The following is a 19,441-nucleotide window of genomic DNA, read 5'->3' as shown; positions in this document are numbered from 1 at the left end:
GTACAGGAATGAAGCGACCCACGGTGGCCGTCATCGGAGCCGGTATCAGCGGCCTGACCACGAGCAAGATGCTGGCCGACTACGGCCTCGACTACGCCACCTTCGAGTCCTCGGACCGGGTCGGCGGCAACTGGGCGTTCGGGAACCCGAACGGGCACAGCAGCGCCTACCGGTCGCTGCACATCGACACGTCCAAGCACCAGCTGTCGTTCCGCGACTTCCCGATGCCCGACGACTACCCGGACTTCCCGCACCACACCCAGATCAAGGCCTACCTCGACAGCTACGCCGACGCCTTCGACCTGCGCAGCCGGATCGAGTTCGAGAACGGCGTCGCGCACGCCGAGCGGCTTCCCGACGGCGGGTGGGAGCTGGAGACCCAGCGAACCGGCACGCGCCGCGCCGACGTACTCGTGGTCGCCAACGGGCACCACTGGGACCCGCGCTACCCGGGCTTCCCCGGTGAGTTCAGCGGCACGGCGCTGCACTCGCACCACTACATCGACCCGCGGACGCCGCTGGACCTCTCCGGCAAGCGGATCCTCGTCGTCGGGCTCGGCAACAGCGCCGCCGACATCACCGTCGAGCTGTCCAGCCGGGCCCTCGGCAACGAGGTCACCTTGTCGACACGGTCCGGGGCGTGGATCGTGCCGAAGTACTTCGGCGGCAAGCCGGCCGACAAGTACTACCGGACCTCCCCGCACATCCCGCTCAAGTGGCAGCGCAAGTTCATGGCGGCGATGCAGCCGCTCACTGCCGGCCGCCCGGAGGACTACGGCCTGCCGACGCCCAACCACGGGTTCTTCGAGGCGCACCCGACCCAGTCGGTCGAGCTGCCGCTGCGGCTCGGGTCCGGCGACGTGGTGGCCAAGGGCGACGTCGCCCTCCTCGACGGCGAGACCGTCCACTTCGCCGACGGGACGTCCAAGGACTTCGACGTCATCGTCTACGCGACCGGCTACAACATCACCTTCCCGTTCTTCGACCCCGGCTTCCTCAGCGCGCCGGACAACCAGATCCGGCTGTTCAAGCGGATCTTCAAGCCCGGCATCGACGACCTCGCGTTCGTCGGGTTCGCCCAGGCGACGCCGACGCTGTTCCCGTTCGTCGAGTGCCAGACCCGGCTGGTCGCGGCCTGGCTCACCGGCCACTACGCGCCGCCGAGCGCCGAGGAGATGGAGCGGGTCATCGACGCCGACCACGCCAAGTACCTCGGCCACATGCTCAAGACCCCGCGGCACACCCAGCAGGTCGACTACTTCCTCTACGAGCACGACCTGCGCACCCAGGAGATCCCCGCCGGCGTACGCCGAGCCGCGCGTGCCGGGGTGCCCGCGTGACCGAGGAGCGGCCCTGGGCCCGGCTCGTCGACCGCCGCAGCGTCAACCGCGGCGACGTACGCCGGTCCGCGCTGCTGCGGGCCTTCGACGAGCTGCTCCGCGAGCAGACCCTGGAGCAGGTCAACGTCGCCGAGGTCTCGCGGCGGGCCGGCGTCACGCGGTCGGCGTTCTACTTCTACTTCGAGTCCAAGGCCGCCGCGGTGATGGCGCTGATGGCCGAGCTGTACGACGACGCGTCCGACGCCACCGACCGGCTGGTGAAGGCGGAAGGCGCTCCGGAGCGGCGGATCCGCGACGTGGTCACCACGCTGTTCGACGCCGTCGACCGCACGCCGCACACCTACCGCGCGCTGCTCGAGGCGCGTGCGACCAACCCGGGCGTCCGCGAGACCTGGGACGTCGGCCGCGCCGAGTTCGCCGGCATGGTCGCGGAGATGATCGGCCGCGAGCGGGCCGCCGGTCATGCGACCGAGGGCCCCGACGCCGCCGGGCTCGCCGCCGTGCTGCTCGACCTCAACGACCACGCGCTCGAGCGGCACGCCGTCGGCGGCGGCCCGCCGCGCGCGGCGCACATCGACGCCATCACCCACATCTGGATGCGCAGCATCTACGGCACCGACGCCAGGAGCACCGCATGAGCACGACGTTCACGTTCCTCTCGCAGGGCGTCACCTGCGCTGCGACGCACTACGAGCCGGAGGTTTCGAGGCTCGCTGGCGCTCGCACCTCAACCACCGGCCCCGCGGAGGTGCTTGAGGTGCGAGGCGCCCCAGCGCCGAGCCTCGAAACCACCGGCACCGGCGCGCCCGTCGTCGTACTGGCGCACGGGCTGGCGGGGACCCAGGACTCCGGGTTGGCGCCGTTCGCGGAGGCGTTCGCGGGGGCGGGGTTCCACGCGGTGACCTTCGACTACCGCGGCTTCGGGCTCAGCGAGGGCGAGCCGCGGCAGACGGTGTCGCTGGCCGGCCAGGCGGCCGACCTCGACGCGGCGATCGCCGCGGCGAAGCGACTGCCGGGCGTGGACCCGAGCCGGGTGGTCCTCTGGGGGATCTCGCTCGGCGGCGGCCACGTCGTCACCGTCGCGGCCGGCCGCACCGACATCGCGGCGGTCGTCTCCGCCGTACCCCTCGTCGACGGCCTCGCCGCCGCCCGCCTCGCGACCCAGCACCACAGGCCGTCCCAGCTGCTCGCCTCCACCGGCCGCGGCATGGTCAGCGCCGCACGCCGCAAGGCCGGCCGCGGCTCGGTGATGATCCCGGTCGTCGCGCGGCCCGGTGAGGTGGGAGCGCTGACGGTGTCGGGCGCGCTGGAGGACTACCTGTCGGTCGCCGGCCCGTCCTGGCGCAACGAGGTCGGCGCCGACGTGACGATGGAGCTCGGCAGCCGAGCCGCGGCCAAGGCGGCCAAGCGGCTCACCGTCCCGTGGCTGGTGCAGATCGCGGACTTCGACCGCAGCGCGCCGCCGCAGGCCTCGGCGAAGGCGGCGTTCAACGGGCGCGCCGAGGTGCGCCACTACCCCTGCGACCACTTCGACCTGTTCCCGGGGAAGGACTGGCACGAGCCGGCGGTCGCCCACGCCCTGCACTTCCTGCAGCGCCACCTGGGTTTCGAGGCTCGCACGCTCGCACCTCAACCACCGGTGGGGGAGGAGGTCGAGCATGCCTGACACCGTCCGCGACCTGCTGCTGGCCCACGCGGACAGCGACCGCACCGGCCTGGCGTTCGAGGACCGCACCTGGACGTGGAAGGAGTACGTCGACGCGTGCGCCGCGCGTGCCCAGGTGCTGCGCGACCAGCACGCCAGCGACGAGCCGCTGCACGTCGGCGTGCTCATGGAGAACACCCCCGAGATGGCGATGGCGCTCGGTGCCGGCGCGATCGGCGGGCACGTCACCGTCGGGGTCAACGCCACCCGCCGCGGCGAAGGGCTGGCGGCCGACGTACGCCGCGCCGACTGCACGGTCCTGCTGACCGACGCCGAGCACCTGCCTCTGCTCGACGGGCTCGACCTCGGCGGCATCCCGGTCATCGACACCGACGGCGCCGACTGGACCGAGCGGACCACGGCCGCGCCGACGTCGACCGACGGGTTCCCCGAGCGCGGCGCGTTCGACACCTACATGCTGATCTTCACCTCCGGGACCAGCGGTGACCCGAAGGCGGTGCAGGTCTCGAACTTCATGGTCGTCGTCGCCGGCACGATGCTGGCCGAGCGGTTCTCGCTGACGACCGAGGACGTCTGCTACTGCGCGATGCCGCTGTTCCACAGCAACGCCGTGGTCGCGGGCTACGCCGTCGCGGCCGCCGCCGGGGCGACGCTCGCGCTGGCGCGCCGGTTCAGCGCCAGCCGGTTCCTCGACGACATCCGGCACCACGGGGCGACGTACCTCAACTACGTCGGCAAGCCGCTCGCCTACGTCCTCGCCACGCCCGAGCAGCCCGACGACGCGGACAACCCGCTGAAGTTCGCGTTCGGCAACGAGGCCTCCGACCGCGACATCGAGCAGTTCGGCAAGCGCTTCGGCTGCCGCGTCTGGGACGGGTTCGGATCGACCGAGAACGCCGTCATCGTCACCCGGGTCCCCGAGACGCCGAACGGGTCGATCGGGATGCCGCACGAGGGTGTCGCGGTCTACAACCGGGAGACCCGTACCGAGTGCCCGCGTGCGGAGTTCGACGCCGACGGCCGGGTCACGAACCTCGACGAGGCGGTCGGCGAGCTCGTGAACACCGCCGGGGCGGGGTTCTTCTCCGGCTACTACAACGACGAGGCCGCGACGACCGAGCGGATGGACGGCGGGATGTACTGGTCCGGCGACCTCGCCTACCGCGACGCCGACGGCTGGGTCTACCTCGCCGGCCGCACCGCCGACTGGCTGCGCGTCGACGGCGAGAACCTCGCGGCCGCCCCCATCGAGCGGATCCTGCTGCGCCACGACGCGATCAGCCAGGCCGCCGTGTACGGCGTACCGGACCCCTCCGGCGTCGGCGACCAGCTGATGTGCGCGCTGGTGCTGCGCGACGGCGCGCGCCTCGAGCCGGGGGAGCTCGAGAGATTCCTCGGTGCGCAGGACGACCTCTCGGCCAAGGCCTGGCCGCGGTACGTCAGGCTCGCCGCCGAGCTGCCCGCCACCGCCACCAACAAGGTGCTCAAGCGCACCCTCGTCTCGCAGGGCACCGACACCGACGACCCGGTCTGGGTACGCGGCGAGCGGGACCGCTCCTACGCGGTCAGATCCGCGGCACCAGCCGGCTGAGCAGGTCGCCCATCCGGGCGGCGGCGGCGCGGCCGGCCTCGAGCACCTCGGCGTGGTTGAGCGGCTGGTCGCTGATGCCGGCGGCGAGGTTGGTGACCAGGCTGATGCCGAGCACCTCCATGCCGGCCTCGCGGGCGGCGATCGCCTCCAGCGAGGTGCTCATGCCGACCAGGTCGCCGCCGATGATGCCGGCCATGCGGACCTCGGCCGGGGTCTCGTAGTGCGGCCCGGTGAACTGCACGTAGACGCCCTCGTCGAGGCTCGGGTCGATCTCCTGGCAGATCGCGCGCAGCCGCGAGGAGTAGAGGTCGGTGAGGTCGATGAAGTTCGCGCCGACGATCGGCGACTGGCCGGTCAGGTTGATGTGGTCGCGGATGAGCACCGGCGTTCCGGGGGACCATGCCTTGTTGAGCCCGCCGCAGCCGTTCGTCAGCACCATCACGCGGCAGCCGGCCGCAGCCGCGGTGCGTACGCCGTGCACGACCGCCGCCACGCCCTTGCCCTCGTAGTAGTGGGTGCGGCTCAGGAACACCAGCAGCTGCTTGCCGTCGTCGGTCCGGATCGAGCGGATCTTGCCGCTGTGCCCCACCACCGCGGACGCGCCGAAGCCCGGCAGGTCGGTCACGTCGATCTCCGCCGTCGCCTCGCCCAGGGCGTCCACCGCCGGCAGCCAGCCCGAGCCGAGGACCAGGGCGACGTCGTGGCGGGCGATGCCGGTCAGGTCCTTGAGGCGGGCGGCTGCCTGGTCGGCGAGGTCGTACGGCGTGGGGGCATCGGTCACCGTCGGAACTCTAGTGCGCCGGGGGTTTCGAGGCTCGGCGCTGGGGCGCCTCGCACCTCAACCACCGGCGGAGGCTCGGCGCTGGGGCGCCTCGCACCTCAACCACCGGCGGAGGCTCGGCGCTGGGGCGCCTCGCACCTCGACCACCGGCGGAGGCTCGGCGCTGGGGCGCCTCGCACCTCGACCACCGAGGGATCACCGGTCACCACTGGGAGGCGACCGCTTCCTGGACGTAGCCGTGCCGGATCCGCTGGGGGTGGTTGCCGACGTCGCGGAAGGCGAGCTCCTGGCCGGTCTCCGTGTTCAGCACGGCGACGGCGTCGGAGCCGCTCAGCGAGATCCAGCAGGTGTCGTCGAGGCCGGCGGTCGTCCAGTAGGGCTTCTGGTAGGCGTGCCCGGTGGAGGCGGTGTCGAAGATCTTGGGCTGCCCGGTGGCGACGTCGACGAGGGCGGCGTAGTCGTCCATGGTCGCGGCCACGCAGAGGGTGTCGCCGTCGGCGTCGATCGACAGGCCGTGGTGGGCGGAGTCGTTGACATAGGCGTCCCGCGGCAGCTTCGTGCGCTTGGGGAGGCGCACGACCTTGAGCACCGCGCCGGTGCTGGGCTCGGGGACCCCGCCGGTCTTGTAGTTGCTCTTCCCGTTGATGTCCGGGGCGTCGAGGTCGAAGACGACGTACCCGTGCAGGAAGGAGACCTGGAAGTAGAGGTGGCGGCCGTCCGGCGACAGCGCCATCGGGCGCACCGCGCTCGACATGTTCCGGTAGCCCGCCTCGGCGAGCTCCTTGCCCATGTCCCAACGCTTCAGGATGGCGAAGTCGGAGTTGCGGACGACCTCGAACCAGCGGTCGCCCTTGGCCGCCCGGTTCACCGGGTCGAGCACGGCGTCCAGCGCCTCGGTGCCGTCGCCCGGCGTGTAGACCTTGCCGATCGAGGCGTGCAGGATCAGCTGCCCGTCGGGCGTGTAGTTGCTCTCGTGCGGCGTCTCACCGGACTCGAAGGTCCGCATCCGGTCGCCCATGTGCACGACGGTCCCGTCCGGCAGCGTCTCGTCGACCATCGAGAACTCGATGACCTGCCGCTCGGTCGAGTCGGACACGAGCAGCCGGCGGCCGTCGGGGGAGAGCGCCATGTGGTCGGAGCGGTAGCCGTCCATCGGCTGCTCGCGCACGATCGAGTCGGGGTCGCCCGCGGTCGCCTTGGCGATGTCGATCCAGACGACGTCGGCGAAGCTCGGGCGGCTCACCGCGAGGTAGCGGCCGTCGTTGGTCGTGAACATGTCGTCGACGTACTGGTCGTGGCCCTCGCCCGGCCCGTAGCGGATCGCGAGGTAGAGCGCGAGCCGCACCGGGTTCAGCGAGATGTCGCGGATCTCCTGCTTCTTGTCCGGGACCAGGTTCACGCCGCGCTTGAGCACGTCGAACGTGTGCGCGTCCACGATGCTCGCGGTGCCGTCCCAGTTGTTGCCGACGAACATGACGTCGCGCAGGCCGGGAGGCGCGGCGTCGGCGGGAGCGACCGCGGGCGCGGCGGCGAGGGCGGGTACGGCGAGCGCGGCCGCGAGGCAGGCGGAGGCGCCGACGGGGAGGAGTCTCACGCCGGGCCCAACGAACCGCGACTGGAACGGGTTACAGGCCGGTCGACCTGCAGTCGCGGCGGCGGAGCGCGGCGACGTAGTCGGCGGGGGCGTCGGCGGCCTCGGCGGCGTCGGCGAGCACGCCCAGGTACGACGCCGACGGCAGGCCGCCCTCGTAGGCGTCGAGGACGTAGGTCCAGGCGACGACCTCGCCGGTCATCGTCGACACCCGCACCTTCACCTTGCGGTAGAGCCCGGAGTCGGCGGACTCCCACTGGTCCAGGTTCTTCACGTCGAGCGGGCTGACGTCGTAGACCGCCACGAAGACCTGCTCCAGCGGGTCCTGGACGATGGTCGCGAGCGAGCCGTCCCAGCCGTGCTCCTCACCGCCGAACGTCAGCCGCCAGCCGGTCAGCCAGCCGTTCGTCTGGAGCGGGGAGTGGGGGCACACCTCGCCCATCCGGGCGGGATCGAGATTGGTCCCGTAGGCGGCGTACGCAGTCACGCGCTCAGGCTAGTGGCCCGTGGCCGCGCACTCGCGGCGGACACTACGCTGAGAGGGTGACCACCCACTTCGATGTCCTCGTGCTCGGTGCCGGCCCCGGAGGGTACGTCGCCGCGATCCGCGCCGCCCAGCTCGGCAAGTCCGTCGCCGTGATCGAGAAGAAGTATTGGGGCGGCGTCTGTCTCAACGTCGGGTGCATCCCGTCGAAGGCGCTCCTGCGCAACGCGGAGATCGCGCACATCATCACGCACGAGAAGAAGACCTTCGGGATCTCGGGCGACGCGACGATGGACTTCGCCTCGACCCACCAGCGCAGCCGGAGCGTGGCCGACGCCAGCGCCAAGGGCGTGCACTACCTGATGAAGAAGAACAAGATCACCGAGATCAACGGCTGGGGCACGCTGACCGGGCCCAAGTCGGTCGACGTCGAGGGGGACGACGGGTCCAAGGAGTCCTACTCCTGCGACAACCTGATCATCGCCGCCGGCGCCACGGTGCGGCTCGTGCCGGGCGTGAGCCTCAGCGAGAACGTCGTCACCTACGAGGAGCAGATCCTCGACGAGAACCTCCCGGGCTCGATCGTGATCGGCGGCTCGGGCGCGATCGGCGTGGAGTTCGCCTATGTGATGAAGAGCTTCGGCGTCGACGTCACCATCGTCGAGTTCCTCGACCGGATGGTGCCCACCGAGGACGCCGACGTCTCCAAGGAGCTGCTCCGCCAGTACAAGAAGCTGGGCGTCAACGTGCTGCTCTCGACGGCCGTCAAGGGCGTCGAGGACACCGGCTCCGGGGTCAAGGTCACCGTCGCCCCGGCCTCGGGCGGTGACGAGCAGGTGCTGGAGGCCGACAAGTTCCTCGCGGCGTTCGGCTTCGCGCCGCGGGTCGAGGGCTACGGCCTGGACAGCACCGGCGTCGAGCTCACCGACCGCGGTGCGATCGCCGTCGACGGCCGCGGCCGGACCAGCGTCGAGGGCGTCTACGCCATCGGTGACTGCACCGGCAAGCTGATGCTCGCCCACACCGCCGAGGCGATGGGCGTGGTGGCTGCCGAGACGATCGCCGGCGCCGAGACCATGGAGCTGAACTTCGACATGATCCCGCGGGCGACGTTCTGCCAGCCGCAGATCGCGTCCTTCGGCTACAGCGAGGCGCAGGCCAAGGAGAAGGGCTACGACGTCAAGACGTCGTCCTTCCCGTTCTCGGCCAACGGCAAGGCCCGCGGCATGGCCGACGGCGTCGGGTTCGTCAAGATCGTGGCCGACGCCGAGCACAACGAGATCGTCGGCGCCCACCTGATCGGCCCGGAGGTGACCGAGCTGCTGCCGGCGCTGACGCTGGCCCAGCAGTGGGACCTCACCGCCGACGAGGTCGCGCGCAACGTCTTCGCCCACCCGACGCTCTCCGAGGCCGTCAAGGAGGCCGTCGAGGGCATCGCGGGGCACATGATCAACCTCTGACCGAGGTCTCCTCGGTCGCGGGCGGGCGGCGTACGGCGAGTGCCACGCCGACCCCCGCGACCACCAGGAGTCCGGCGGCGATGCCGAGTGGGCCCATGTGGGTCTCGCCGGCGACGAGCTCGATGAGCTGGGCGGTGATCACCTGCCCGGCGATCAGGCACAGGCCCAGCACGAGCACGCCGTGGACGCGCACGAGCAGGGCGGTCAGCCAGATGTAGACGACGCCGACGGCGCCGCCGGCGTAGAGCCACGGGTTCGACGGCAGCGGACCGGGGAGCCCGCGCGCGACGGCCATCGCTCCGAGGACGAGCACGAGGGCCGCCGTGCCCCACGCGAAGTTGTTGAGCGCCGTCGTCCAGGCGCCCACCTGGGCCGCGACCCGGCCGTTGATCGCCTGCTGCACGGCGAGCCCGACACCGGCGACCAGCGGCAGGGTCGCGAACACCGCGACCTGCCAGGAGAAGTCGTCGACCAGCCGCTCGCTGGCCGCGAGCAGCACGGCGGAGACCGCGAACACCGCGGCGATGGCCCGCGGGACGCTGAACGCCTGGCGTCCGCTCGGCCCGAGACCCGCGTGGTCGACCGCGAGCGAGCTCGCCGACTGGCCCGCGGTGAGCGCGACGCTGAACAGGGCGACGCCGATGGTGCCGACCGTGATGCCCTGGGTCGCGACCAGGAAGGCACCCGAGAGGCCGCCGGCCAGCTCGACCACGCGCAGGCGGCGCGCACGGACCGCCGCCACCAGGGCGGCGAGGGCGCGGCGCTGCCGGGGGAGCGCGGCCGTGATCAGCGCGAGGATCACCAGCCCGCTGCCGAAGCTGATCGTCGCCGCGGTCACGCCCGCGCGGGACCCGGCACCGATCGCGCCCGCCAGCCGGCCGTTGATCTCGGACTGGACCGACAGCAATCCGCCGGCCGCCAGCATGAGCGGCACCGCCGCGATGCGGAGCGGACGCGACGGGGCTGACACCCGGGCGATCGTACGGGTGGTGACTGCAACAATGACGAGCATGTCGAGCGCCCCCGCCGCACCGTCCTCCCGCGTCGTGATCGTGGGGGGCGGACCGGGCGGTTACGAGTCGGCCCTGGTCGCGGCGCAGCTCGGCGCGGAGGTGACGGTCGTCGACACCGACGGCCTCGGCGGCTCCGCGGTGCTCACCGACTGCGTGCCGAGCAAGACCCTCATCGCCACGGCCGAGCTGATGACCGAGATGAGCACCGCAGCCGAGCTGGGCATCGAGTCGACGGACGAGCAGGGCGACCACGCGACCGGCATCCACGTCGACCTGGGCAAGGTCAACGCGCGGGTCAAGCGGCTCGCGGCCGAGCAGTCCGCGGACATCGCGCGGCGGCTGGAGCGCGACGGCGTACGGGTGCTCCAGGGCCGCGGGCGCCTCGACGGGCCGGGCAAGGTCGTGGCGGAGCTCGCCGACGGCGGCAGCGAGTCGCTGGCCGCAGACGCCGTGCTCCTGGCGACGGGTGCCGCGCCGCGCACGCTGCCGAGCGCGGTGCCGGACGGGGAGCGGATCCTGACCTGGGAGCAGGTCTACGACCTGACCGAGGTGCCGACCGAGCTGATCGTGGTCGGGTCCGGCGTGACCGGAGCCGAGTTCGCCAGCGCCTACCTCGCGCTGGGGATCCCGGTGACGCTGGTGTCGTCGCGCGACCGGGTGCTGCCCGGCGAGGACGCCGACGCGGCGCAGGTGCTCGAGGACGTGCTCAAGCGGCGCGGCATGAACGTGCTCTCCCGGTCGCGGATGCAGTCGGTCGCCCGTGACGGCGACGTCGTGACGGTCACGCTGTCCGACGGCCGCGAGGTCCAGGGCTCGCACTGCATCCTGGCGCTCGGCTCGGTCCCGAACACCGCCGACCTCGGCCTCGAGGAGGCCGGCGTGCAGACCGACGACGGCGGCTTCGTCCGGGTCGACCGCGTTTCGCGTACGTCGGCGCGCGGCGTGTACGCCGCCGGCGACTGCACCGGCGTGCTGATGCTCGCCTCGGTCGCGGCCATGCAGGGCCGGATCGCGATGTGGCACTTCCTCGGTGACGCCGTGGCGCCGCTGGACCTCAAGAAGGTCTCCTCCAACGTGTTCACCGCGCCCGAGATCGCGACCGTCGGCTGGTCGCAGCGGACGATCGATGCCGGGGAGATCCAGGCCGAGACCGTGATGCTGCCGCTGCGCGGCAACCCGCGCGCCAAGATGCAGGGCGTCCACGACGGCTTCGTGAAGCTGTTCTGCCGGCCCGGAACCGGGATCGTCGTCGGGGGCGTCGTCGTGGGGCCGCGCGCCAGCGAGCTCATCCACCCGGTCTCGCTCGCGGTCGCCGAGTCGCTGACCGCCGACCAGCTCGCCCAGGCCTTCACCGTCTATCCGTCGATGAGCGGCTCGGTCGCCGAGGCGGCCCGGCGACTCCACCACTTCTGATCTGAAAGAATGCCGCCCATGCGTGTGCACCTCGGCTGCGACCATGCCGGCCTGGAGCTGAAGGCCCACCTGACCGGGTGGCTGACGGAGCACGGGTACGAGCCGGTCGACCACGGCCCGTTCGTCTACGACGCCCAGGACGACTACCCGGTCTTCTGCCTGCGCGCCGCCGAGGGCGTGGCGGCGGACCGGGCCGCCGGCCTGGACAGCCTCGGCGTGGTGATCGGCGGGTCCGGCAACGGCGAGCAGATCGCCGCCAACAAGGTGGACGGCATCCGCGCGGCGCTGGCCTGGTCGGAGGAGACCGCCGCGCTGGCGCGCGAGCACAACGACGCCTGGGTGGTCTCCGTCGGCGGCCGGATGCACACCATCGAGGAGATGACCCGGCTCGTGGAGGTCTTCCTCTCGACCCCGTTCTCGGGCGAGGAGCGGCACGTACGCCGCATCGGCCAGCTCAGCGAGTTCGAGGCCACCGGCGCGCTGCCGCCGCTGCCGGCGTCCGCGACGACCGGCCGGGATGCCTGAGGGCCACACCCTCCACCGCCTGGCAACCGCGCTCGGGGAGGCGTTCGGGGGAGACGTGGTCCGCGTGGGCAGCCCGCAGGGCCGCTTCGCGGACGGAGCCGCACGGGTCGACGGCGTCCGGCTCGTCGGAGCCGAGGCGTGGGGCAAGCACCTGTTCGTCGAGTTCGCCAACGAGCTCTTCGTGCACGTCCACCTCGGCCTGATCGGCAAGCTCGACGTGGTCCGGCTCGGGCCGGGCGAGGCCGTCCCGCTGCCGGTCGGCGAGGTGCGCCTGCGGGTCCAGTCCGGATCGGCGTACGCCGACCTGCGCGGCGCGATCATCTGCGACCTCGTCACGGCCGAGGAGCGGGACGCGGTCGTCGCCCGGTCCGGGCCCGACCCGCTGCGCGCCGACGCGGATCCCGAGCGTGCCTGGGCGCGGATCAGCCGCAGCAGCAAACCGATCGGCACCCTGCTGATGGACCAGTCGGTCCTCGCCGGCATCGGGAACGTCTACCGCGCCGAGGTCCTCTTCCGGCACCGCATCCACCCGCTGCGGCCCGGCCGTACGCTGCGCTCGGGCCAGTGGCACGCGATGTGGACCGACCTGGTCGATCTCATGACGGAGGGCGTCCGGACCGGCAGGATCGACACCGTGCGACCCGAGCACGAGCCCGAGGCGATGGGGCGCCCGCCGCGCGCGGACGACCACGGCGGTGAGGTCTACGTCTACCGCCGCAACGGTCAGCCCTGCCACGTCTGCGGCAGCAAGGTGCGCACCGAGGTGCTCGCCGGCCGCAACTCGTTCTGGTGCCCGCGCTGCCAGCCGGTGTTCCGGTCCCGCGCCGGCCGAGGCGGGCCGGCGTGATCCGTCGGGGGAGCGGGCTGCTCCAGGGCGGGGGCGTCCTCGTCCTGCTGTGCCTGCTCGCCGCCCTGACCGTCGCCGCTGCGCTCCGGTACGGCGACCTCGAGATCCCGTTCGCGCTCCTCGGCCCGCTGCTGCTGGGCGTGGTGCTGCTCGACAACCGGCTCCTGGCGGGGTTCTCGGTCCTCGTGATCCTGGCCGTCGGGGTCGAGATCGTGCTCGGGCGCCCGGACATGACCATGCTCGTGTGCCTGGGCATCGTCGTCGTGCTCGCGCTCCTCGTGCTCTGGCTGTGCCTGCGCGGGAGGCCGATCGGGGTGACGGGTCGGAGGGGCGAGTCGATGCTCGTCGACCTCCGCGACCGGATCCTCGCCCAGGGCCAGATCCCCTCCCTCCCTGCGAGCTGGCTGGTCGAGTCGTCCCTGTCCTCGGCCGGCGGGTCGCCGTTCGCCGGCGACTTCGTGGTCGCCACGACCAGGGAGCACGGACGGCTGCTCGAGGTCGCGGTCGTCGACGTCTCGGGCAAGGGCGAGGCGGCCGGCACCCGTGCGCTCCAGCTCTCCGGCGCGATGGGCGGCCTGCTCGGTGCGCTGAGGCCGGAGCAGTTCCTCCCCGCTGCGAACGACTACCTGATCCAGCGCGAGTGGGACGAGGGCTTCGCGACCGCCGTCCACCTCTCCATCGACCTCGGTGACGGCCGCTTCGAGGTGCGCTCGGCAGGCCATCCGCCGGCCGCCCTCCGGCACGCCGGCTCCGGCCGCTGGGAGGTGCTCCGCGCGGAGGGCCCGGTCCTGGGCCTGATCGACGACGCGACGTACGACGTCGTCCACGGCCGGCTGATGCCGGGAGACACCTTGCTGCTCTACACCGACGGCATGGTCGAGGAGCCGCGACGCGACATCGACCTCGGCATCGACGCCATGCTCGGCGCCGTCGAGTCGATGGTGCGCACGGCCTGGGACGGGATGGCCGTCCGGCTCACCGCGTCGGTGGGCTCCCGTGACGACGACCGCGCGCTGATGCTGGTCCACCACCGCTGACCGTTTAGGACCTCGACGAGCGGCTGTGGGAGGATGACGACCGCGTTTTGCGCGTGCGGGGATGTAGCTCAATGGTAGAGCCCCAGTCTTCCAAACTGGCTACGCGGGTTCGATTCCCGTCATCCCCTCCAAGGAGCTTTCGGGCGGCCGACCGGGCCCTCTGGAGGCCTCTTGGCGGGGCGTAGCGTAGTGGCTAGCGCGCCTGCTTTGGGAGCAGGAGACCGCAGGTTCGAGTCCTGTCGCCCCGACACCCACCACATCAAGCAAGTAGGAGAAAACCTGTGAAGAGCGCCGTCGAGACCTTGAGCCCGACCAGGGCCAAGCTGACCGTCGAGGTGCCCTTCGAGGAGCTCAAGCCGAGCCTCGACGCGGCGTACAAGAAGATCGCCCAGCAGATCAACATCCCGGGCTTCCGTCGCGGCAAGGTCCCGCCGCAGGTCATCGACCGCCAGGTCGGCCGCGGCGTCGTCCTCGACGAGGCCGTCAACGAGGTGCTGCCGAAGGCCTACGTCGAGGCGCTGCAGAGCAACGACCTGACCCCGCTCGCCCAGCCGGAGATCGAGGTCACCAGGTTCGAGGACAACGACGGGCTGGAGTTCACCGCCGAGGTCGACATCAAGCCGGAGATCACCATCCCCGACACCGACGGCCTCGAGGCGTCGGTCGAGGACGTCGAGGTCACCGATGAGGACGTCGAGGAGCAGGTGACCGCGCTCCGTGAGCGGTTCGCGACCCTGATCGACGTCGAGCGGCCCGCCGCCGACGGCGACTTCGTGGTCATCGACCTCAAGGCCACCAAGGACGGCGAGGTCGTCGAGGGCGCCGAGGTCACCGGCTTCTCCTACAAGGTCGGCCGCGGCGGCATGGTCGACGGTCTCGACGAGGCGCTCGAGGGCGTCTCCGCCGGCGAGTCCAAGACCTTCACCTCCGAGCTCGCCAGCGGCGACCTCGTCGGCCAGGACGTCGAGATCGAGGTCACGGTCAACCAGGTCCAGGAGCAGGAGCTCCCCGAGCTCGACGACGAGTTCGCGCAGCTCGCCTCGGAGTTCGACACCTTCGACGAGCTCCGGGCCGACGTCCGCGAGCGCCTGGTCCGCGGCAAGCGGCTCGAGCAGGCCGCTGCGGCTCGCGACGCCGTGCTCGAGGCGCTGCTCGACAAGGTCGAGATCCCGCTGCCCGAGACCCTGGTCACCGACGAGCTCAACGCTCGCCGCGACAGCGTCGAGCAGCAGCTCGCCTTCGCCGGGATGACCCTGGACAAGTACCTCGAGGACGAGGGCCAGACCGAGGACGAGTTCGAGGCCGACCTGGAGCGCCGGGTCCGCGACGCCGTCGCCGCCCAGTTCCTGCTCGACGAGATCGCCGACAAGGCCGAGATCGGCGTCGACCAGAACGAGCTGACCCAGCACATGGTCCGCCGCGCCCAGCAGTCCGGCCAGGACCCGCAGGAGTTCGTCAACCACATGCTCGAGCACAACCACGTCCCCGAGCTGGTCCAGGAGATCCGCCGCGGCAAGGCGCTCGCCGAGCTGGTCGAGAACGCGGTCGTCAAGGACGCCTCCGGCAACGTGGTCGAGCTGAAGAACCTGCGGCCCGACGGCACCATCGGCGAGCCCGAGGCGGAGTCCGAGGCAGGGTCCGAGGCAGGGTCCGAGGCAGCAGAGGCCCCGGCCGAGGAGACCGCTCCTGAGGCGGAGGCCACGCCGGCCGAGTAGTGCACAACTGTGCACTGATTGGGTAACGTGGACCCATGTCCACGTCGACCACCGCGCCCGGACCACGCCTGCTCGACGGGCTGTCCCTGCTCGCACAGACGGCGGACGACCTGGTCCTCGCGACCGTCCGGGACACGCACGACGCCGTTGCCGGGCGGATCTACGGGGTCGCCCGGCTCGGCGTCGGCAAGGCGGTCGCGCCGCCGCAGGTCGCGCACCGGGCGATCGCCGGCGCCATCTTCAACGGCATCGGACTGGCGCTGCGGGGGAGCAGCAAGGGCTTCGACAAGCTCGCCGCCGCCGGCATCGGGCCCGGGCTCGAGGACGACCCGCGCGGACGGCTGCTCACCGCGGCGGTCAACGGGCTGATCGGCGACGAGCTGCTCCGCGAGCGGCCCGAGCTGGCGATCCCGATGGCGGTGCGGAGGGACGGGCGCGACGTCGACGTGTACGACGACGCGAGCCTGCGGGCGGCGTACCCGGAAGCCACGGGGAAGGTCGCCGTCTTCCTGCACGGCCTCTGCGAGGACGAGCAGTGCTGGCAGCTGCACCGCGACCGCACCGGCACGACGTACCCGGAGGCGCTCGAGGCCCAGGGCTGGACCCCGGTGCTGCTCCGCGCCAACTCCGGGCTGCCGATCCGCCAGAACGGCGTCGCGCTCGCCGCGCTGCTCCAGCAGGTCGTCGACCGCTGGCCGACCGAGGTGCACCGGATCGCGCTCGTCGGCCACTCGATGGGCGCCCTCATCATGCGTGCGTCGTCTGCGGTGATGGCCTCGCCCCACCCGGAGGGTGGGAGGGCGGGATCAGCCAGCGGCGCGCCGGCGGCCTGGACCCGGCTCGTCTCCGACGTGGTGAGCCTCGGTGCGCCGCACCGCGGCTCCTGGTTCGCGGTGTCCGCGGGCCACGGCAGCCGGCTGCTCGGCTGGCTGGAGGAGACGGCGCCGTTCGGCCGGATCATCGACCGGCAGTCGGAGGGGATCCTCGACCTGGTCGAGGGCCTGGCCGAGGACGTCCCGCCGATCGGGCACGCGGAGTACCGGCTGGTGTCCGGGACGATCACCCGCACGGGGTGGAATCCCATCGGCGGCATCTTCGGCGACGGCCTGGTGGCCCCGCTGTCGGCGTCCGGCCGGGACCGCCGCGGCCGGGAGCTGTTCCCCGACGCCACCGTGCTCCGGGTCGGCCGCACCGACCACTTCGGGCTGCTGAACCATCCGAAGGTGCTGGCCGGCCTCCGGGATTGGCTGGCCTAGCCCTAAATCCGCTGTCGGCGAACAGCACCCGAGATCGCGTGGTTCCGACGCCGTCGGAGGCTAGGGTCGCCACGTGACTCAGAACGGTGGCATCAGCTTCCTCGACGACAACATCTACAGCCGGCTGCTCAAGGAGCGGATCGTGTTCCTCGGCTCCGAGGTGCGCGACCAGAACGCGAACGCCATCTGCGCCCAGCTGCTGCTGCTCTCCGCCGAGGACCCGGAAGCCGACATCTTCCTGCACATCAACTCGCCCGGCGGCTCCGTCGACGCCGGCATGGCGATCTACGACACCATGAACTACATCCCCAACGACGTCGCGACCGTGGGCATGGGCCTGGCCGCCTCGATGGGCCAGTTCCTGCTGTGCGCCGGCGCGAAGGGCAAGCGCTACGCGCTCCCGCACGCACGCATCATGATGCACCAGCCGTCGTCGGGCATGGGCGGCTCCGCCTCCGACATCAAGATCCAGGCCCAGCAGTCCCTGCACATCAAGAAGGTCCTGCTCGAGCTGATCGCCCAGCACACCGGCCAGAGCGTCGAGCAGGTCACCGAGGACGCCGACCGCGACCGCTGGTTCACCGCCGACGAGGCGCGCGACTACGGCCTGGTCGACCAGGTCATCGCAAGCGCCCGCGAGGCCGCCGACCGGGGCCGACCCGCCCACACCAACGACTGAGGGAATCGCCGACATGAACTACTACATCCCGCAGTGGGAAGAGCGGACCTCCTACGGGTTCCGCCGCATCGACCCCTACGCCAAGCTGTTCGAGGACCGGATCATCTACCTCGGCACGCCGATCTCCGACGACGTCGCCAACGCGGTGATCGCCCAGCTGCTCTGCCTGCAGTCGATGAACCCCGACCAGGACATCAGCATCTACATCAACAGCCCCGGCGGCTCGTTCACTGCGCTCACGGCGATCTACGACACGATCCAGTTCATCAAGCCGGACGTGCAGACGGTGTGCATCGGCCAGGCGGCCTCGGCGGCGGCGATCCTGCTCGCGGCCGGCTCCAAGGGCAAGCGGCTGGCGCTGCCGAACAGCCGGATCCTCATCCACCAGCCCTACACCGAGGGCACGTTCGGCCAGACCTCGGACATCGAGATCCAGGCCAACGAGATCATCCGGATGCGCGAGCTGCTCGAGAAGATGATCAGCGACCACTCCGGCCGGTCGATCGAAGAGGTCAGCAAGGACATCGAGCGCGACAAGATCCTGACTGCCGACCAGGCTATCGACTACGGTCTGATCGACTCCGTCCTCGCCTCGTTGAAGCAGACGCCGGCCCTGGCCGGCTGAGGTCCGAGGTCGACGTACCCCATGACGACGCTCCCGACGCGCACCTCGTGTCTCGCCCCATATCGGGCGCGGCAGGGGGTACCGTCGGGGGGTTCGCACAAGACCGCGATGGCATCAACTGCAACGAGGAGGACCCCCCGTGGCTCGCATCGGTGACGGAGGCGACCTGCTGAAGTGCTCGTTCTGCGGAAAGAGCCAGAAGCAGGTCAAGAAGCTGATCGCGGGACCAGGTGTCTACATCTGCGACGAGTGCATCGACCTCTGCAACGAGATCATCGAGGAAGAGCTCAACGAGGGCGGCGAGGTCGAGCTGGCCGAGCTCCCGAAGCCCCGCGAGATCTTCGACTTCCTCAACTCCTACGTCATCGGCCAGGAGCAGGCGAAGAAGTCGCTCGCGGTTGCGGTCTACAACCACTACAAGCGGGTCCAGGCGGGCGTGCAGCCGGTTGCCGGCAAGCACAGCAAGGACGAGGTCGTCGAGGTCGCCAAGTCCAACATCCTGGTGATCGGCCCGACCGGCTGCGGCAAGACCTACCTCGCCCAGACCCTGGCCCGGATGCTCAACGTGCCGTTCGCGATCGCCGACGCCACCGCGCTGACCGAGGCGGGCTACGTCGGCGAGGACGTCGAGAACATCCTGCTCAAGCTGATCCAGGCCGCCGACTACGACGTCAAGAAGGCCGAGACCGGCATCATCTACATCGACGAGATCGACAAGGTGGCCCGCAAGGCGGAGAACCCCTCGATCACGCGCGACGTCTCCGGCGAGGGTGTCCAGCAGGCGCTGCTCAAGATCATCGAGGGCACGACGGCCTCGGTGCCTCCCCAGGGCGGCCGGAAGCACCCGCACCAGGAGTTCATCCAGATCGACACCACGAACATCCTGTTCGTGGTCGGCGGTGCCTTCGCCGGGCTCGAGCACATCATCGAGCAGCGGGTCGGGAAGAAGACCCTCGGGTTCACGGCCGAGGTGCACGGCAAGGCCGAGCGCGACGCCGACGACCTGCTCGCCCTGGTCCGCCCGGAGGACCTCACCAAGTTCGGCCTGATCCCCGAGTTCATCGGCCGGCTGCCGCTGATCGCGAGCGTCACCAAGCTCGACCGTGAGGCGCTGGTGCAGATCCTTACCGAGCCGCGCAACGCGCTGACGAAGCAGTACAAGAAGCTCTTCGAGCTCGACGGCGTCGAGCTGGAGTTCACGCCGGACGCCATCGACGCGATCGCCGACAAGGCGATGGAGCGCGGCACCGGCGCCCGCGGGCTGCGCGCCATCATCGAGGAGGTCCTCCTCCACGTGATGTACGAGGTGCCCTCCCGCGGCGACGTCGAGAAGGTCGTCATCACCCGTGAGGTCGTCGACGACGACGTCGCCCCGACCCTGATGCTCCGCGAGGCGAAGAAGAAGAAGTCCGCCTGAC

18 protein-coding genes and 2 tRNA genes are annotated in these 19,441 nt (G+C 71.2%); 16 read left to right on the top strand and 4 right to left on the bottom strand.

Annotation, left to right across the window (positions count from 1 at the left end):
• The first annotated feature begins 8 nt into the window (after positions 1 to 8).
• From ABD709_RS05000 to fadD1, 4 genes are read left to right on the top strand one after another with little or no spacing between them, the layout of a single operon-like run.
• Positions 9 to 1,340: a flavin-containing monooxygenase gene (locus ABD709_RS05000; protein ID WP_344772907.1), complete on the top strand. Its 1,332-nt coding sequence runs from the start codon at positions 9 to 11 to the stop codon at positions 1,338 to 1,340.
• On the top strand, positions 1,337 to 1,978 hold the full coding sequence (locus ABD709_RS04995) for a TetR/AcrR family transcriptional regulator (protein ID WP_344772905.1): 642 nt from the start codon (positions 1,337 to 1,339) through the stop codon (positions 1,976 to 1,978). Before ABD709_RS05000 ends, ABD709_RS04995 begins: the two co-directional genes overlap by 4 nt.
• Entirely contained in the window at positions 1,975 to 3,006 is a 1,032-nt protein-coding gene (locus tag ABD709_RS04990) for an alpha/beta hydrolase (RefSeq protein ID WP_344772903.1), read from the top strand. Before ABD709_RS04995 ends, ABD709_RS04990 begins: the two co-directional genes overlap by 4 nt.
• Positions 2,999 to 4,597 (top strand): fatty-acid--CoA ligase FadD1, encoded by a 1,599-nt coding sequence (gene fadD1 / locus ABD709_RS04985; RefSeq protein ID WP_344772901.1) that lies wholly within the window; start codon positions 2,999 to 3,001, stop codon positions 4,595 to 4,597. Before ABD709_RS04990 ends, fadD1 begins: the two co-directional genes overlap by 8 nt.
• On the opposite strand, the gene ABD709_RS04980 is transcribed toward fadD1, so the two are convergent.
• The 3 genes from ABD709_RS04980 to ABD709_RS04970 all read right to left on the bottom strand — a co-directional run bounded on the left by ABD709_RS04980 (position 4,572) and on the right by ABD709_RS04970 (position 7,456).
• Positions 4,572 to 5,378 (bottom strand): purine-nucleoside phosphorylase, encoded by an 807-nt coding sequence (locus ABD709_RS04980; RefSeq protein WP_344772899.1) that lies wholly within the window; start codon positions 5,376 to 5,378, stop codon positions 4,572 to 4,574. The two genes, fadD1 and ABD709_RS04980, sit on opposite strands and share 26 nt — an antisense overlap.
• 202 nt (positions 5,379 to 5,580) lie before the next feature.
• Positions 5,581 to 6,972, bottom strand: coding sequence for a YncE family protein (locus tag ABD709_RS04975; RefSeq protein ID WP_344772897.1), 1,392 nt, complete (start codon positions 6,970 to 6,972; stop codon positions 5,581 to 5,583).
• A gap of 31 nt (positions 6,973 to 7,003) precedes the next feature.
• Positions 7,004 to 7,456 (bottom strand): gamma-glutamylcyclotransferase, encoded by a 453-nt coding sequence (locus ABD709_RS04970; protein WP_344772895.1) that lies wholly within the window; start codon positions 7,454 to 7,456, stop codon positions 7,004 to 7,006.
• A 56-nt stretch (positions 7,457 to 7,512) separates the two neighbouring features.
• On the opposite strand from ABD709_RS04970, the gene lpdA reads away from it, so the two are divergent.
• Complete coding sequence (lpdA, locus tag ABD709_RS04965; protein WP_344772893.1) at positions 7,513 to 8,913, top strand: dihydrolipoyl dehydrogenase; 1,401 nt, start codon at positions 7,513 to 7,515, stop codon at positions 8,911 to 8,913.
• On the opposite strand, the gene ABD709_RS04960 is transcribed toward lpdA, so the two are convergent.
• Positions 8,903 to 9,883 carry a DMT family transporter gene (locus ABD709_RS04960; RefSeq protein WP_344772891.1) on the bottom strand — a complete coding sequence of 327 codons (981 nt, stop codon included), beginning with the start codon at positions 9,881 to 9,883 and terminating at the stop codon, positions 8,903 to 8,905. The two genes, lpdA and ABD709_RS04960, sit on opposite strands and share 11 nt — an antisense overlap.
• A 40-nt stretch (positions 9,884 to 9,923) precedes the next feature.
• Between ABD709_RS04960 and ABD709_RS04955 the strand changes: the two genes are divergently transcribed.
• The 11 genes from ABD709_RS04955 (at position 9,924) to clpX (ending at position 19,440) form a co-directional block, all read left to right on the top strand.
• Complete coding sequence (locus ABD709_RS04955; RefSeq protein ID WP_425575036.1) at positions 9,924 to 11,339, top strand: NAD(P)H-quinone dehydrogenase; 1,416 nt, start codon at positions 9,924 to 9,926, stop codon at positions 11,337 to 11,339.
• Positions 11,340 to 11,357: 18 nt separating this feature from the next.
• Complete coding sequence (locus ABD709_RS04950) at positions 11,358 to 11,864, top strand: ribose-5-phosphate isomerase (RefSeq protein ID WP_344772887.1); 507 nt, start codon at positions 11,358 to 11,360, stop codon at positions 11,862 to 11,864.
• On the top strand, positions 11,857 to 12,711 hold the full coding sequence (locus ABD709_RS04945; RefSeq protein ID WP_344772885.1) for an Fpg/Nei family DNA glycosylase: 855 nt from the start codon (positions 11,857 to 11,859) through the stop codon (positions 12,709 to 12,711). The genes ABD709_RS04950 and ABD709_RS04945 overlap by 8 nt, the downstream gene beginning before the upstream one ends.
• Positions 12,708 to 13,748 carry a PP2C family protein-serine/threonine phosphatase gene (locus ABD709_RS04940; RefSeq protein WP_344772883.1) on the top strand — a complete coding sequence of 347 codons (1,041 nt, stop codon included), beginning with the start codon at positions 12,708 to 12,710 and terminating at the stop codon, positions 13,746 to 13,748. The genes ABD709_RS04945 and ABD709_RS04940 overlap by 4 nt, the downstream gene beginning before the upstream one ends.
• Positions 13,749 to 13,805: 57 nt before the next feature.
• Positions 13,806 to 13,879 (top strand) — tRNA-Gly (locus ABD709_RS04935).
• A 44-nt stretch (positions 13,880 to 13,923) separates the two neighbouring features.
• Positions 13,924 to 13,996 (top strand) — tRNA-Pro (locus ABD709_RS04930).
• A 33-nt stretch (positions 13,997 to 14,029) separates the two neighbouring features.
• On the top strand, positions 14,030 to 15,463 hold the full coding sequence (tig, locus tag ABD709_RS04925) for a trigger factor (RefSeq protein WP_344772881.1): 1,434 nt from the start codon (positions 14,030 to 14,032) through the stop codon (positions 15,461 to 15,463).
• Between the two features lie 35 nt (positions 15,464 to 15,498).
• The gene (locus ABD709_RS04920) at positions 15,499 to 16,719 is read left to right on the top strand and encodes an esterase/lipase family protein (RefSeq protein WP_344772879.1); all 1,221 of its coding nucleotides are present in this window, start codon (positions 15,499 to 15,501) and stop codon (positions 16,717 to 16,719) included.
• Positions 16,720 to 16,792: 73 nt separating this feature from the next.
• The gene (locus ABD709_RS04915; protein ID WP_344772877.1) at positions 16,793 to 17,398 is read left to right on the top strand and encodes an ATP-dependent Clp protease proteolytic subunit; all 606 of its coding nucleotides are present in this window, start codon (positions 16,793 to 16,795) and stop codon (positions 17,396 to 17,398) included.
• Between the two features lie 13 nt (positions 17,399 to 17,411).
• Positions 17,412 to 18,023 (top strand): ATP-dependent Clp protease proteolytic subunit, encoded by a 612-nt coding sequence (locus ABD709_RS04910; protein ID WP_344772875.1) that lies wholly within the window; start codon positions 17,412 to 17,414, stop codon positions 18,021 to 18,023.
• A 139-nt stretch (positions 18,024 to 18,162) separates the two neighbouring features.
• Entirely contained in the window at positions 18,163 to 19,440 is a 1,278-nt protein-coding gene (clpX, locus tag ABD709_RS04905) for an ATP-dependent Clp protease ATP-binding subunit ClpX (RefSeq protein ID WP_344772873.1), read from the top strand.
• Position 19,441 lies beyond the last annotated feature (1 nt).

Source organism: Nocardioides panacisoli (genome assembly GCF_039537325.1).
GTDB lineage: Bacteria > Actinomycetota > Actinomycetes > Propionibacteriales > Nocardioidaceae > Nocardioides > Nocardioides panacisoli.
Note: the sequence above shows the minus strand (reverse complement) of the source record. Positions and strands in the feature narration are given on the sequence as shown.